This window comes from Streptomyces sp. NBC_00376, from assembly GCF_036077095.1.
Lineage (GTDB): Bacteria > Actinomycetota > Actinomycetes > Streptomycetales > Streptomycetaceae > Streptomyces.
In genome coordinates this window covers 6,860,016-6,873,779 of record NZ_CP107960.1, presented here as the reverse complement: position 1 = coordinate 6,873,779, position 13,764 = coordinate 6,860,016, and the positions used below count along the sequence as shown (strand labels likewise).

13 protein-coding genes are annotated in these 13,764 nt (G+C 71.7%); 5 read left to right on the top strand and 8 right to left on the bottom strand.

Features of this window, described 5'->3' with window-relative positions; all coding sequences use genetic code 11:
* Positions 1-45 precede the first annotated feature (45 nt).
* From OG842_RS31025 to OG842_RS31010, 4 genes are all read right to left on the bottom strand, one after another.
* Entirely contained in the window at positions 46-666 is a 621-nt protein-coding gene (locus OG842_RS31025) for a TetR/AcrR family transcriptional regulator (RefSeq protein ID WP_266736169.1), read from the bottom strand.
* 121 nt (positions 667-787) lie between these two features.
* Positions 788-2,071, bottom strand: a complete 1,284-nt coding sequence (locus OG842_RS31020; RefSeq protein ID WP_266736170.1) for a hypothetical protein — start codon at positions 2,069-2,071, stop codon at positions 788-790.
* Positions 2,068-2,871, bottom strand: coding sequence for a hypothetical protein (locus OG842_RS31015; protein WP_266737330.1), 804 nt, complete (start codon positions 2,869-2,871; stop codon positions 2,068-2,070). Before OG842_RS31015 ends, OG842_RS31020 begins: the two co-directional genes overlap by 4 nt.
* Before the next feature lie 125 nt (positions 2,872-2,996).
* Positions 2,997-5,150: a right-handed parallel beta-helix repeat-containing protein gene (locus tag OG842_RS31010; RefSeq protein WP_266736171.1), complete on the bottom strand. Its 2,154-nt coding sequence runs from the start codon at positions 5,148-5,150 to the stop codon at positions 2,997-2,999.
* 155 nt (positions 5,151-5,305) lie between these two features.
* Here OG842_RS31010 and hmgA point away from each other — a divergent pair, with 155 nt between their 5' ends.
* The 3 genes from hmgA (at position 5,306) to OG842_RS30995 (ending at position 8,780) form a co-directional block, all read left to right on the top strand.
* Positions 5,306-6,634 (top strand): homogentisate 1,2-dioxygenase, encoded by a 1,329-nt coding sequence (hmgA, locus tag OG842_RS31005; protein WP_266736172.1) that lies wholly within the window; start codon positions 5,306-5,308, stop codon positions 6,632-6,634.
* A 49-nt stretch (positions 6,635-6,683) separates the two neighbouring features.
* Positions 6,684-7,460 carry a GntR family transcriptional regulator gene (locus tag OG842_RS31000; protein ID WP_266736173.1) on the top strand — a complete coding sequence of 259 codons (777 nt, stop codon included), beginning with the start codon at positions 6,684-6,686 and terminating at the stop codon, positions 7,458-7,460.
* Positions 7,461-7,550: 90 nt separating this feature from the next.
* Positions 7,551-8,780, top strand: a complete 1,230-nt coding sequence (locus OG842_RS30995) for a type ISP restriction/modification enzyme (RefSeq protein ID WP_401875835.1) — start codon at positions 7,551-7,553, stop codon at positions 8,778-8,780.
* Positions 8,781-8,799: 19 nt separating this feature from the next.
* On the opposite strand, the gene OG842_RS30990 is transcribed toward OG842_RS30995, so the two are convergent.
* On the bottom strand, positions 8,800-9,507 hold the full coding sequence (locus OG842_RS30990) for a TetR/AcrR family transcriptional regulator (protein WP_266736177.1): 708 nt from the start codon (positions 9,505-9,507) through the stop codon (positions 8,800-8,802).
* Positions 9,508-9,570: 63 nt separating this feature from the next.
* Here OG842_RS30990 and OG842_RS30985 point away from each other — a divergent pair, with 63 nt between their 5' ends.
* Together OG842_RS30985 and OG842_RS30980 are read left to right on the top strand one after the other, a co-directional pair.
* Entirely contained in the window at positions 9,571-10,548 is a 978-nt protein-coding gene (locus tag OG842_RS30985) for an ATP-binding cassette domain-containing protein (protein ID WP_266736179.1), read from the top strand.
* Positions 10,549-10,619: 71 nt separating this feature from the next.
* Entirely contained in the window at positions 10,620-11,372 is a 753-nt protein-coding gene (locus tag OG842_RS30980; protein ID WP_266737331.1) for an ABC transporter permease, read from the top strand.
* 16 nt (positions 11,373-11,388) lie between these two features.
* On the opposite strand, the gene OG842_RS30975 is transcribed toward OG842_RS30980, so the two are convergent.
* From OG842_RS30975 to OG842_RS30965, 3 genes are all read right to left on the bottom strand, one after another.
* Complete coding sequence (locus tag OG842_RS30975) at positions 11,389-11,997, bottom strand: TetR/AcrR family transcriptional regulator (RefSeq protein ID WP_266736180.1); 609 nt, start codon at positions 11,995-11,997, stop codon at positions 11,389-11,391.
* Between the two features lie 242 nt (positions 11,998-12,239).
* Positions 12,240-12,503, bottom strand: coding sequence for a hypothetical protein (locus OG842_RS30970; protein ID WP_266736182.1), 264 nt, complete (start codon positions 12,501-12,503; stop codon positions 12,240-12,242).
* A gap of 300 nt (positions 12,504-12,803) precedes the next feature.
* Entirely contained in the window at positions 12,804-13,604 is an 801-nt protein-coding gene (locus tag OG842_RS30965) for an SGNH/GDSL hydrolase family protein (RefSeq protein WP_266736183.1), read from the bottom strand.
* Positions 13,605-13,764 lie beyond the last annotated feature (160 nt).

Sequence of the window (13,764 nt, the reverse complement as noted above, 5' to 3'; positions counted from 1 at the left end):
CGAGCATACCGACCGGTACGCACGGCGGGGAGGCCGCCGTTCCCGTCACTCCAGTACGCGCGCCAGGTAGGCCCGCAGCATGGTGCGGGTCTCGGCGACGATGGCCTGGTCGCCCGACGGGTCGGCGCGGAAGGCGAGTTGGAGGAGGGCGTCGGCGGCCTCGACGCAGACCAGGACGGTACGCGACAGATCCTCGTCGGAGGTGGCGCCCAGGTACCCGGAGAGGAGTTCGCCGAGCCGGCCCGCGACCCGCTGGTTGGCGTCGTTGGCGAGGTCATCCTCGGGTGCCGCCGCACCGAAGTCGACGAGAGCGAATCCGGCCACGGAGCGCTTCATCGCCAGGTATTCGTCCAGCACGGCATCGATGGCGCTGCGCCAGTCCGCGGCCGGGATGACGGCCAGGCGGGCGGTGACGCGTTCGGCGTAGCTGTCCAGATTGCGCCGGGCCAGCGCGTCGGTCAGTGCGCGCTTGTTGGAGAAGAACCGGTACACGGAGCCGATGGGAACCCCGGCACGGATGGCCACGGCCCTGGTGGACAACTGCTCGTAGCCGGTCTCGTCGAGGAGTTCGGCGCAGGCGTCGAGTATCCGGGCGAGGCGCTCGGCGCTGCGCTGCTGCACGGGGGCGCAGCGGAGGTTCGTGTTCGTATGGGGCACGGGCTCCATGATGCCGTGGGTCTCCTCTGCGGCGGTGGCCGCCTGTTTCCGGCGTGGTTCTCACACGATGAGCGACGTTGGTTCTCACGCGACGAGCGGCGTGATCCTCATGCGCCGGGCAGCGTGGTCCTCACGCGATGAGCAGTGACAGCCCGCCGATGGTGTACGTGATCATCAGGACCAGCAGCGGGAGTTGTCCCGCGACGGCGCGGCCGGACGGGAAGAGGCGTACGGAACGGTCGTGGGCGGCGATGACGCCGAGTACGTGGCCGAGGACGATCGCGGCGACCTGGAGCGTGGCGACACCGCCGGGGCCCAGGGGCGACTCGGGCGGGGACGGATTGTCAGTGCCGAATGCCACCATGACCGTACGTGGACCTTCGGTGACGAAGAGTGTGAAGTAGTGGGCGATCAGATAGCCGAGGGCGATCGGGACGAGCGAGTGGGCGAAGGCCGTGAGGGGGTGGGGCAGTTGACCGGAGATCAGCCGTACGGCACCGGCACAGAGGGCATAGAGGGTGGCGACGAGGGCGACGGCGCCCAGGAGCCCCAGGGTGGCGGCGGTGGTGCGGCCCAGGGGTGAGGTCTGGACGGTGTTGATCCAGGACGGGGCGTCGGAGAAGCCGTCGTAGGCGGTGGAGCCGAGCATGACGCAGACGGTGACTACGAGCCCGGGGGTCTGCGGGGTGGCGTCGAGCCCGTTGAAAGGGGAGCGGAGCACGAGGCGGCGGTCGGCGGGGCGGCGGCCGAGCGGGGAGAGCCGGGCGAGCAGCCCCGAGTAGACCTCGAAGGCGTCCCCCCGGTCGAACCATCCGGCGCCGTGGCGGGCGGCGCCCGCGAGGTGGACGGCGGTGTAGAGCGCGAGGAAGAGCAGGAGGGCGGTGGCCGACGCGGGATCGGGGGCGACGAGTTCGAGCCAGGTGAAGGCGAGGAGCCCGGCGGCGGCGGGCCACAGACCGAGCCGTACGGGAAGGGGGCGGCCCGCGGCGGGGTCGCGGCCCAGAGCACGGCAGACGAGGAGGTGGACGGTGCGCAGCGGGTTGACCATCCGCCAGACGGGACCGAGGAGGAGCGAGGCCGGGACCAGCCCGACCCAGAGGAGTACGTATACGGCGCCGGGGCCCGGGTTGCGGTCCGGGTCGTCCGGGCCGAGGAGGAGTTGGAGCGTGACGTACAGGGCGGCGGCGAGGCCGAGTGCCCGCAGGGCGATACGGGTGGGGCGGGCGTCGGCGAGGCGCTGGAAGGCGGACGGGAGCGGCCGGCCCGCCCGGTCGCCGCGGAACCGGGAGGCGGACCAGAGCAGGCCGAGCGCGAGGAACGAGACGAAGAGCGCGGCGAAGGCACCCGCGAAGGCGTAGAAGGGGGACAGCGGAAGGTCGTGCTGGGCGCCGATGCCGTGGGCGAGGACGCTCACCGTACGACGAGTTGGGTCAGGAGCAGGTCGGACTCATGCGTCTCGACCTCGAAGAGCCCGCTGCGGTCGGCGGTGAAGGTCAGGGTGACGGTCCTGCCCGCGGGCAGGGCGGCCTCCTTGTCGTAGCCGTGGACGTGGAGGCGGTCGGCGCGGTCGCTGCGCACCCGGAGTTCGACGGTCCGGCCCTTCTTGATCTCGGTCCGGCCGGGGGCGGGGCTGACCTTTCCGTCGGAGACGACGATCTCGACAAGTGTCGTGTCGGGCCGGGGTGTCGCGGAGCCGCTCCCTTCGGGCGCGGTGGCCGCTTTGGAGGCGCTGGCCGGGGAGAGGGGGGTGGAGGCCTGGACGGGGGCGGAGTTCACGGCCCAGGCGGTGTGGTCGTCGGCGTAGAGCCGTGCGGTGAGTTCGGTGCCGCCCTTCCCTGCGCCGCGGACGAGGGAGGCGGGGAGGTGGAACCAGGAGCCGTACAGGCGGGCGAGGGGGTGGCCGTCGAGGAACAGCCTGGCGTGGCCGCGCCCGAGGAGTGCGGCGCCGCCCACGCTGTCCGGGGTGAACTTGAAGTTCCGTACGGAGAGGTGGACGTTCCATCCGTCCTCGGAGTCCGGCCGTACGGCGACCGCCACCGAGGGGGCGCCCTCGGCGTCGACCTGGCGAAGCCGGCTGCCGGAGCCGTCGTCGGCGGCGAGCAGCTTGCCGACGCTGCCGCCGGCCTGCTCATGGCTGGTGCCGGGTTTGTGATGGGTGGTGGCCCGCCCGCCACAGGCGCTCGCCCCGAGGACGAGTGCGCCCGCGGTGAGCAGGGTGACGGCGGCTGCGACCGGCCGGGCGGCCCGGCGCGGCCGGGCGGCCCGGCGCGGCCGAGCGGCCGGGGTCGGCCGAGCCGCCGGGGCCGGCTGGGTGGCCCGAAGGGGCCTGGGGGAACGCTTCACGACGCGTCTCCTTCCGGGGCGGGCGCAGGGCCAGGAGCGGGAGCAGGGGCAGGGGCAGATGCCTGCGCGGAACGCGGGGCCGCGCCTTCGGCCGACGCATCCGGGGAACCCGGGGCATCGGGCGCATCCGGGGAACCCGGGGCGTCAGTGGTGTCCCGTTCGCCGTGGCGGGCGGCGGCGACCACGGCCCACAACACCCAGACCACGCCGAGCAGTCCACGCGCCCAGGCCGGGCTGAGCGGAATCCACGGGATCATGAACACGGCCTTGTCCACGGCGTCCAGCAGCGTGAGCGCACCCAGCACCACCGTGGTCCAGCCCAGCCAGGGCCGCTCCCTGCGGAGCACGAGACCGATCCCGGTCCACCACACCCCGGTCAGCAGCAGCGCCAGCGCGGGCACGTAGGAGGCGGACAGCCCCATCGTCGAACCGGCCACATCGAGCCCGAGGCCGATCGCACCGAGCCCCGTGGCCACCGTGGCGAGCCGGCTGCCGCGCAGCCTGCGCCACCACAGCACCCCGCCGACCAGCGCGAGCACCACCGCGACCGTCAGCGCGATCTGTACCTCGATCCGCTCGATGCCCCGCGCCCCGTACCAGTCGCAGCCGGCCGGCAGCCGACGCGCCTGCACGTTGTAGTCGGCGCAGACGAGCAGTTGGGCGAGCTTGACCGGTTCGCCGACGAGCCGGTCGGCGTGTCCGGACACGGCGCCGCGTTCGGAGCCGCAGGCGGGCAGGGCCCGCGGGGAGGAGGGTCCGGTGTCCGACTGCCAGCAGTTGCCCTCGCCCTGGCCGTCCCACCACACATCGGTGCGGTTGGGCCGGGAGTTGCCCGCCTTGTCCACGCCGAGGTGGTTGCCCGCGTACCGGTTGTGGTGCGAGGTGTCGGCCTGCTTGGACAGCGCCTCCTCGCCCCGGATGTAGGCGGGGACGGCGGTCAGGACGAAGGCGGCGCGATGCTGCCCGTAGATCCAGTTGTTCTCGTACCGGTTCCAGTTGCCGCCCGCGGTGATGATGCCGGAGCCCGGCGGCATGGAGATCTGCGGGCAGACGACGCCCTCCTCGTAGCCGCGGTCCACGGGCGGTTTGGCGCAGGTGCCGTCGGCGACGTAGCGGTAGTAGTCGGCGTTGTTGTCGTGGATCAGGTTGCGTTCGAAGCGCGCGTGGTTCTGCGGCAGTCCGGGGTGGCCGGGGAAGGCGCTGTCCATCGAGGCGCCGCCCATGTTGTGGTCGAACTCGTTGTCGTGGACGTAGACGGAGTCGCCCGCGGTGCCGGAGTAGCCGACCATGTTGTGGTGGCTGCGGCAGCCGGTGATCTCGATGGAGTAGCGCGGCACGTCGTAGCCGTAGCCGTCGTTGATGTTCGACGCGCTGCCCGGGTAGATGCCGGAGTCGCCGTTGCCGTACGACTCGCAGTTCTTGTACAGCCCGTGGTCGCTGGCGAAGGTCAGGAAGCCGTACTCGTCGTTCCAGCGGGTGAGGACGGAGTCGATGACGAAGCCGTCCTGGGCCAGGACGTACAGGGAGTTGAAGGTGGTGCGCTGGGCGGTGAAGTTACGGAAGTAGACGCCGTCGGAGCCGTCCGCGCGGATCGCGTTGAGCTTCTGGTACTTGGCGTCGACGACCACGTCCGTGCGCTCGGCGCCGGTGCCCTCGATCTGGAGGTCCTTCTTGCCGAGGATGGCCACCAGGTTCTGGTTGTGCGGGCACCGCGCCTGCTGGGCGTACGACAGGATCTGGTAGCCGAGCTGGGACTTGCGCGCCTTCAGCCGGGCGCACTCCCCGGTCGGCTTGGGCAGCGAGGGCTCCTCCTCGTACAGGCCGGGCAGGACGGCGATGTTCATGCCGGGCCGGTCCACCGCGTCGACGGCCTGCTGCAGATGGCGGTAGCCGGACTTCCGGCACCGTTCGAAGAGCTTCAGGTTCCGCTCCCGCAGCGCGTCCGGGAAGCCGGACACCCGGCGCTCGAAGTCCGCCCGGTCGGTCTTGCAGACCAGCAGATCGGGCTCGCCGGTGCGGTACACGGGGACGCTTCCGGTGCCGTCGGGCAGGGTGACCGGACGTTCCTCGTGCGCCTGGGCGGCCGGGGCCGCGAGGAGGGCGGCGGCGAGGGCCGCCAGGATCACCAGAAGTCTTCGTGTCCACGACATGTGCGGGAGAGTAGAGCATTGTTCAACTTTTGGAACCCCCCTGTGCACCACGCATTTGGACCCCCGGGCACCCGGGTGCCTCACGAATGCCGTTGACTCACCCCGTTTCGATTCCTACGGTTACCCATAGGATTCCTTCGGCACCGGGAGCGCACATGAGCGGCATCGAGCAGGCGAGGAAGACGGCGGAGGCACTGGAGCATTCCGCCGGTTTCGGCAATCAGCACAGCTCGGAGGCGGTGGCGGGGGCACTGCCACACGGCCGCAACTCCCCCCAGCGGGCGCCCCTCGGGCTCTACGCGGAGCAGCTGAGCGGCTCGGCCTTCACCGAACCCCGCGCCCACAACCGCCGTTCCTGGCTCTACCGGATCCGCCCGTCGGCCGCGCATCCCCCGTTCGTCCGCATCGGCAACGGAACGATCCGGACCGCCCCGTTCACCGAATCCGTGCCCGACCCCAACCGGCTGCGCTGGGACCCGCTCCCCGAGCCCGCGGCCGGGACGGACTTCCTGGCGGGCCTGTGGACCCTGGGCGGAAACGGCGACGCGGCTCAGCGCACCGGCATGGCCGTGCATCTCTACCACGCCGATTCGTCGATGACGGACCGGGTGTTCAGCGACTCGGACGGCGAACTGCTGATCGTCCCCGAGCGCGGCGGCCTGCTGCTCCGTACCGAACTCGGCCTGCTGCGCGCCGAACCGGGGCACGTCGCGCTGATCCCGCGCGGCGTCCGCTTCCGCGTGGAGCTGCTCGACGCCACCGCCCGCGGCTATGTCTGCGAGAACTACGGCCAGCCGTTCACCCTCCCCGACCTCGGCCCGATCGGCGCCAACGGCCTGGCGAACGCCCGGGACTTCCTCGCCCCGGTCGCCGCGTACGAGGACGACGACCGCCCGGTGGAGGTGATCAACAAGTTCTGCGGGAACCTCTGGTCGGCGACCTACGACCACTCGCCCCTCGATGTGGTCGCCTGGCACGGCAACCACACCCCGTACGTCTACGACCTGCGCCGGTTCAATGTGATCGGCTCGATCAGCTACGACCACCCCGACCCGTCGATCTTCACGGTGCTGACGTCGCCGTCCGACACCCCCGGCCTGGCCGGGGTCGACTTCGTCGTCTTCGCGCCGCGCTGGCTGGTCGGCGAGGACACCTTCCGGCCGCCGTACTTCCACCGCAATGTGATGAGCGAGTACATGGGCCTGATCGAGGGCGCGTACGACGCGAAGACGGCAGGCAAGGGCGGCTTCGTCCCGGGCGGCGGCTCGCTCCACAACATGATGTCGGCGCACGGCCCGGACCGGGAGACCTTCGACCGCGCCAGCGAGGCGGAGCTGAAGCCGCAGAAGATCGAAGACGGCCTCGCCTTCATGTTCGAGACCCGCTGGCCGGTGACGGCGACGGAGCAGGCGGCGACCGCCGGACACCTTCAGCACGGTTACGACGACGTGTGGCAGGGTCTGAGCCGCAACTTCAGGCCGTAGGCGACACCACCGCTCCCCGACCCGGCCCGGTCCGAACGAAAGGCCCCAGGTGCCTCAGACGCCCAAGATCTCCCCGGGGCCGGCCTTCGCCCCCGACTCGCTGGTGCTCAACCGCAAGCTGCCGCTGTGGTACCAGGTCTCGCAGTCCCTGCGCGCCTCGATACTGGGTCGCGCCAAGGACGCATCGGCGCGGCTGCCGACCGAGGAACAGCTCGCCGCGCACTACGGCGTCAGCGTCCTGACGATGCGCCAGGCGCTCAAGGAGCTGGAGACGGAAGGGCTGATCAGCAGGCACCGGCGGCGCGGCACCTTCATCGAGCCGCGTGCCCGCCGGGTGTCGCCGGTCCGGCTGCTGGGTTCGATCGACGCGATCGTGGCCCAGCAGTCGGGCGAGCGGACCTCGGTGCTCGGCCACGGCCCGGTCCCCGTGCCGGGGGAGCTCACCGAGTACTTCCCCGACTGCGCCGAGCTGGTCAGCTACCGCCGGCTGCGCCGCGACGGGGACAGCGACGAACCCACCAACTGGGCGGAGAACGTGGTGCGTCCGGAGGTCGCGGACCGTCTGGACGTCGCCGATCTCGAACGCTGGCCGATGACCAAGGTGCTGCGCGACCGCGTCGGCGTCCGTATCGCGCGCATCACCGACACCGTCGAGGCACGCCTGGCCGACCCGGCCACCGCCGAACTCCTCCGGGTCCCGCTGCTGAGCCCGATCCTGTTCTACACGGGCGTGACGTACGACGAGAGCGGCCAGGTGGTCGACGTGGCGCAGATCCGCTACCGGGGCGACCGGTTCTCCTTCTCGGTCACCGTGGAGGCGCACTGAACCGGCCGAGCGGTCCCTGAGACCTGCCGCACGGGCGCGGTTACGATGCCCGGGAAGGCGGGCGGACGTGGCGACGGGGAGGACGACACGGTGGCGGCACGGGCGGCGGGCGGCTCCGGTGATGCCCGGGACACGGACGCCCCGCTCCTCGACGACCTGATGCCCTGGTCCGTGCGGCCGCTGCGCACCGGCCGCCCCTGGGTGATCGCCCCCGACGCCGCCTCGCTCAGGGCTCGCTGGGAACGGCTGGTGCGGGCCCCGGCCGGCGAACGCGAGCGGCTGTTCCGGGCGACCCGCTCCCGTACCCCGCTGACCCCGGTGGCGGCACTGCCCGGACAGGCCACCGGAACCGGCCGGTTCGCCCGCGAGGAGGGGCCGTGCCCGGAGCCGGTACGGATCGCGCACGGCCCGTTCGACGAGCAGTGGCTGCTCCCCGACCACCGGCTGATCGATGCCGCCCGCCCCGAGTTGTGGCGGGTCGCCGACGGGCACCAGCTCTTCGCCGTGGAGCACGGGTACGTGCCCCGGGACACCGGCCCCGCCCTGTCGGTGACGGCGCTGCTGCCGGACGGCCACTCCCCCGCGGGCCGGGCCGGCCGGATCCGGCCGCTGTTCCGGCGCCCCGAGGGTCACGAGCCCAATCTGGCCCCCGGGCTGCTGAACCTGCTGCGCGCCCGCCACGGGGACTCGGTGACGGCCCGTTCGGTGCTTGCCTGGGTGCTCTCGGCGGCCCGCCACTCCCCCGCCGGATGCGTGGTGCCGCTGCCTGCCGACCCCGCGCGCTGGTCCGCCGGAGTTGAGCTGGGCCAGGAGCTGCTGCGGCTGCACCTGCGAGGGGCCCGCGGCACGGAGCGGCCACGGCTGCCGGGCGGGCGGCGGCCCTATGTGCGGGCCGCGGTTCCGCCCGCACCGGCCGGGCTGGCGTACGACGCGGACAGCGAGACGCTCACGGTGGGGACGGGCCGCATCTCGCCCGTACCGCCCGGGGCCTGGGAGTTCCGGGTGGGCGGGATCCGGATGCTGGAGCTCTGGTTCGAGCGGCGGTCGGCGGCCGGTGCGCAGAGCGCGGACGGCCTGGAGGCGGTCCGGCCGCACGCCTGGCCCCAGGAGTGGACCTCCCAGCTGCTGGAGCTGATCACCCTGCTCGCCCTGCTCGACGGGCTCCGCCCCCGCCAGGAGGGCCTCGCCGACGGCCCGTCGATCACGGTCGCCGAGCTCAGGGCGGCGGGCGTCCTGCCCGTCGCGGCCACGGCCCGGCGGCCCGCTTCGGTGCTCGGTCATCAGGAGGAGGGCCCGGACGGGCAGTTCGCACTGCTGTGAGGGGGCCCGGCCCCGGCCACTACCGGCCGAAGGAATCCAGCACCCGGTGGAGCGCCCGGTCGAAGACCCCTTCCAGGTCGATCGGCCCGGGGTCCTCGGCGAACCCCGCCGCCATCCGGGGATACTTCCCGGTCGCGATCTGGCTGATCAGATAGCCGGTGCGCGCGGCGTGCTCCTGCTCCTCGGACCAGGGCAGCGACCGGCTGCGTTCCGCCGTGGCGATCTCGTTGGCCACATAGATGGTGACCACGCCGTTGACCATGGCGATGAGTTCCATCTTCTCGCCGAACCGCGCGTCGACCCCGTCCAGGCAGCTGAGCGCGTACTCCAGGTACCGCAGGGCGTTCGGACTGAATCCGTACACGGGTGACATCAGCCGGGGCGCCCAGGTGTGGCGGTGCATCATCGCGCGGGCCTGGTGGGCGAGCGCGACGAGGTCGGCGCGCCAGTCGCCGGACGGCTCGGGATATTCGTACCCCCCGCTGACCGCGTCGAGCATCAGCTCGTACAGGTCCTCCTTGCGCGGCACGTAGTTGTAGAGCGACATCGTGCCGCAGCCGAGCTCCGCCGCGACCTTGCGCATCGACACCGCGTCGAAGCCCTCCGCATCGGCGATACGGACGGCGGCCGCCGCGATGTCCGCACGGCTGAACGCGGGCTTGGGGCCCCGGCCCGCACGCTCGGGGCGCGCCCAGATCACTTCGGGTACAGCGGGTCGCCCCACCATCGATCATCACCTCGCCCACCATCGTAGTTACGTACACCGTACGTAGTGCGATACGGTGGGCGCATGACGACTACGTACGCTGTACTTAGTGAAGGTCTGGAGAAGCGATACGGCGATGTCCACGCGCTGCGCGGGCTCGATCTCGCGGTCGCCGAGGGCACCGTCTGCGGAGTACTGGGGCCGAACGGCGCGGGCAAGACCACCGCCGTCCGGGTGCTCACCACGCTGACGGTCCCGGACGGCGGAAGCGCCCGGGTGGCGGGCCACGACGTGGTGCGCGAGGCGGGCGCGGTGCGCGAGGCGATCGGCGTCACCGGACAGAGCGCCTCGGTCGACAGCGAACTGTCCGGCCGGCAGAACCTGCGGCTCTTCGCCAAGCTGCTCCGGTTCCGCGGCGAGGCCGCGCGCACCCGCGCCGACGAACTCCTGGAGCGCTTCGAGCTGATGGAGGCCGCCGACCGCCCGGCCCGCACCTACTCGGGCGGCATGCGCCGCCGCCTCGACCTCGCCGCCAGCCTGCTGACCCGCCCGCGGGTGCTCTTCCTGGACGAGCCGACCACCGGCCTCGACCCGCACAGCCGCAACCAGATCTGGGCGGCGGTACGGGAGCTGGCCGGCCGGGGCACGACCGTCCTGCTCACCACGCAGTATCTGGAGGAGGCCGATCAGCTGGCCGACGACATCGTGCTGATCGATCAGGGCCGGGCCGCCCATCGCGGCACCCCCACGGAGCTGAAGGCCCGCATCGGCAGCTACGCCGAAGTGGTCGTCCCCCATGCATCGGCGCTGGTCCCGGCGGCAGGCGTCCTCGATCAGCTCACCGGCACCGAACCGGTACTCGACCACGAGCGCCGCACCGTGGGCGCCGTCGCGACCGACACCACGCTCACCCTCCCCCGTATCGTCCGCGAACTCGACGCAGCGGGAGTACCGGTGATCGACGCGAGCCTGCGCCCGCCGACGCTCGACGAGGTCTTCCTCCGCCTGACCGACCGCGGCGACGGCCGCACCTCCCCGCCCCTGAAGGAGACGGCAGCATGAGCAGCGCCGCACTGGCCCACGAGCAGTCTGTCGCGCCCGCCACAAGCGCCCCGATCGCCGATGCCCTGGCCATGCTGGGCCGCCATCTGCAGCGGATCAAAGCGGCGCCGGGCGTAATGATCCTGACCCAGACCATGCCGATCACGATGCTGCTGTTCTTCGGGTACGTGTTCGGCAGCGCCCTGGCCATGCCCGGCCAGGAGTACCGCGCGTTCCTGGTGCCGGGCCTGCTGGCGGCGACGGCGGCCAACGGCATCATGGTCGGGATGTTCCAGGCCTCGCAGGACTGCCACCGCGGGGTGATGGACCGGCTCCGTACGCTGCCGATGAGCCGGGCCGCCGTACCGTTCGGCCAGACCGCCGCCGATCTGCTGACCACGGCCATCGGCATGATTCCGCTGATCCTGGTCGGACTCGCGGTCGGCTGGCGGATCGAGGGCGGTCCGCTCGCCGCCCTGGGTGCCTTCGGGCTGCTGCTGCTCCTGCGGTTCGCCACGTCGTGGCTGGGCTGCTGGCTGGGCCTGCTGATCCGCAACGAGGAGATCGCCGGCCAGTTGGGCAGCGCCACCTTCATCCTGCCGCTGCTGTCGAGTGCGTACATCCCGACCGACAATCTGCCGGGCTGGCTGCGGACGATCGCGGAGTGGAACCCGATCAGCGCCATGGCCTCGGCCACCCGCGAACTGTTCGGCAACGCGTCCCCGGCCGCCGACGCGGCCTGGCCGGTCGCCCACCCGGTGGCCGGAACGCTCGCCTGGTCGGCGGTGCTCCTCGCGGTGTTCGTGCCGCTGTCCGTACGGCGTCACGCCCGCGGCGGCGAGTGACCCTGGCCCGCCCCGTTCACCGGGGCAGCGCGCAGGGCCGGTCCAGGGCGCCGAGCAGGCTGATGAAGCTCGACTCCAGGAAGGCCCCGAGCTCCGTCGGCGCATCGGGTCCACCGTGCGGCCAGCTGGTCACGGCCTCCTCCGCGAACGCCGTCCAGGCGCGGGCGGCGACGGCCAGCCTCGGCGAGTCCGGCATCCCGAGCCGCCGCTGCCCCTCCGCCACCCGCCGGGCAAGGGTGGCCCTGGTGCCGTCGACGATGTCCTCCACCGCGGGGTGACTGCCCGCGGCACCGCGGACCAGGGCGAGATAGACCCTGCGGTGCTCCAGTACGTACCGCACGAAACCGGCGATGAACGATCGCAGCCAGGGAACGGGCCCCAGCGAGGGGTCCGGTTCCGTGGCTGCGACGAAGTCGTCGCACTCCTGCTGCACCACGGCGCGGTAGAAGTCGCGCTTGGAGTCGAAATAGTGGAAGAGCAGCCCCCGCGAGATACCGGCCCGTCGCGCCACGTCGTCCGTGGAGAGTTCGTCCAGTGACCGGTCGGTGAGCATGTCCAGGCCGATGGCGACCAGCTGGGCCCGTCGTTCGTCGGGGCTCAGGCGCGCGGCTCGCTTTCCGGACATACATACAGTCTAGAAGTGCTTCGACGCCGAAGTATTTTTCGGAACTCCCGGTCGTCACCCTCCGATGCCCCGCGAACACACCGAAGCGCTGCCGTGGGCCCTGGGGATGACGGGAGGGCGGACAGCAGCGCAGCGCCGGGACGGTGTGGTCACTCGCGGCCCCGAGCGGGGGGCGGGCGACAGACCCTGGCCGGGGAGCCCGGGGCGGAGGACCGGTCGAGCGGTCGTGACGGGCCGTCGGGTCAGCGGCGGCTGCCGAAGAGCGAACGCCTCAGCCGTCGCAGCGGCGCGAAGAGCGAGACCCGCGCACTCTTGCTCCGACGGCGGTGGGCGGCATCGCGCGAGGTGAGCTCGCGCATCAGCAGGGTCGCCTCCGCAGCCTCGCGCTGTGGCACGGCAGGACCGCCGAGCACCGCGAGATGGCGGTCGAGGCGCGAACTCGTCGCACTGCTCCCGCATGTGATGGCAGGCACACGCGGCCTGCTCCGCATCGCTATCTGTTCCATGTCACTCCCCACCCGTACGAGGGCACCCGGCCCGGGCAGGTTAACCCTATCGCCCCGCGGTGACACTCGTGTATCCCGGTCGCAGGATTGCGCACACACATACGGAGGTTGACGCCCCGCTCATGAATCCGCCCGATTTCAGGGCGAGTTGGACAGAACGGATACGGACGGAGACGCTCCGGCCGCGACCCCGCCCATGGCCTGCGGACCGCCCCGCACCACGCCGGACGGAGACCCCTGCGAACAGAGGCCTCCTGCCCGTCGGACGGCCGAACGGGCCCGGCACACGCACTGGTGGTATCAGGCCGCTGTGTTGAAGGCGGGCAGGTAGCCGCTCGACTGTCCGGCGACGGTGGGGTGGTAGGACTCACCGATGTTGAGCCAGTTGACACTGTGCAGCCATGCGCTGCCGGAGCAGATCTCGTGACCGGTGAACTTCCCCGCGACATCGGCGAAGGCGAATCCGTGGTCGGCCGCGCGCTTGGCGGTCGTCGAGTTGAGGAGGTCGGCCGCGCTGTTGATCGCGGTGCGCACCTTGTCGCTCAGGCCGACGGCGCAGCTGCCGCCGATCTTGTAGAAGCGCGGGTATCCGAGGACGACGACACGAGCGGACGGCGCCTTGGCATGGATCGCCGTGTACACCGAGTCGAGGTTGCCGGGCAGGGTGGACTCGACATAGCTGCGGGCCGTGGCGATCCGGCTGAGGCAGGTGGCCTCCGAATTGAGGACACAGGTCGTCATGACATCGGCGAAGCCCGCGTCGTTGCCGCCGATGGAGATCGAGATGAGGTCGGTCGAGGAGTTCAGGGGGCCGAGCTGATTGGCCTTCACATCACCCGTACGAGCGCCCGAGCAGGCGGCGAAGGAGAACGAGGCGGGCGAGTTGGCGGCGGCCCAGAGCGCGGGATACGCCTTGGTGCTGCGCTTGCAGTCGCCACTGGCGCTGTCGTAACTGCCGGATCCGACACCCGAGGAGTACGAGTCGCCGAGGGCGACGTAGTCGACGGCCGTGGCGGCGTTGGCGGTGGCCGCCCCGGTCAGGGCGAGTACGGCACCGAGCAGGAGCGAGGACGAGAGTGCCGCGAGTCTGGACAGTTTCATGGAACCTCCCTAGGACCGACCGGTGGGATCTCCGCACGGTCTGCCGAGACCGTGGTAGCAGCACCGGCACCCCCACCGGAAGTGTGCATGCCAACTTTCCCCACATGCCTTGAGCTCCTCTATGCGCCCCCTTGAGCCCCCGTCATGTCCGGTGCCACTG

Coding starts and splice junctions, on each gene's coding strand:
- OG842_RS31010 (WP_266736171.1), bottom strand. CDS start 5,150: ATGTCGTGGACACGAAGACTTCTGGTGATCCTGGCGGCCCTCGCCGCC.
- OG842_RS30990 (WP_266736177.1), bottom strand. CDS start 9,507: ATGGTGGGGCGACCCGCTGTACCCGAAGTGATCTGGGCGCGCCCCGAG.
- OG842_RS30985 (WP_266736179.1), top strand. CDS start 9,571: ATGACGACTACGTACGCTGTACTTAGTGAAGGTCTGGAGAAGCGATAC.
- OG842_RS30965 (WP_266736183.1), bottom strand. CDS start 13,604: ATGAAACTGTCCAGACTCGCGGCACTCTCGTCCTCGCTCCTGCTCGGT.
- OG842_RS30970 (WP_266736182.1), bottom strand. CDS start 12,503: ATGGAACAGATAGCGATGCGGAGCAGGCCGCGTGTGCCTGCCATCACA.
- OG842_RS30975 (WP_266736180.1), bottom strand. CDS start 11,997: ATGTCCGGAAAGCGAGCCGCGCGCCTGAGCCCCGACGAACGACGGGCC.
- OG842_RS30980 (WP_266737331.1), top strand. CDS start 10,620: ATGCTGGGCCGCCATCTGCAGCGGATCAAAGCGGCGCCGGGCGTAATG.
- hmgA (WP_266736172.1), top strand. CDS start 5,306: ATGAGCGGCATCGAGCAGGCGAGGAAGACGGCGGAGGCACTGGAGCAT.
- OG842_RS31025 (WP_266736169.1), bottom strand. CDS start 666: ATGGAGCCCGTGCCCCATACGAACACGAACCTCCGCTGCGCCCCCGTG.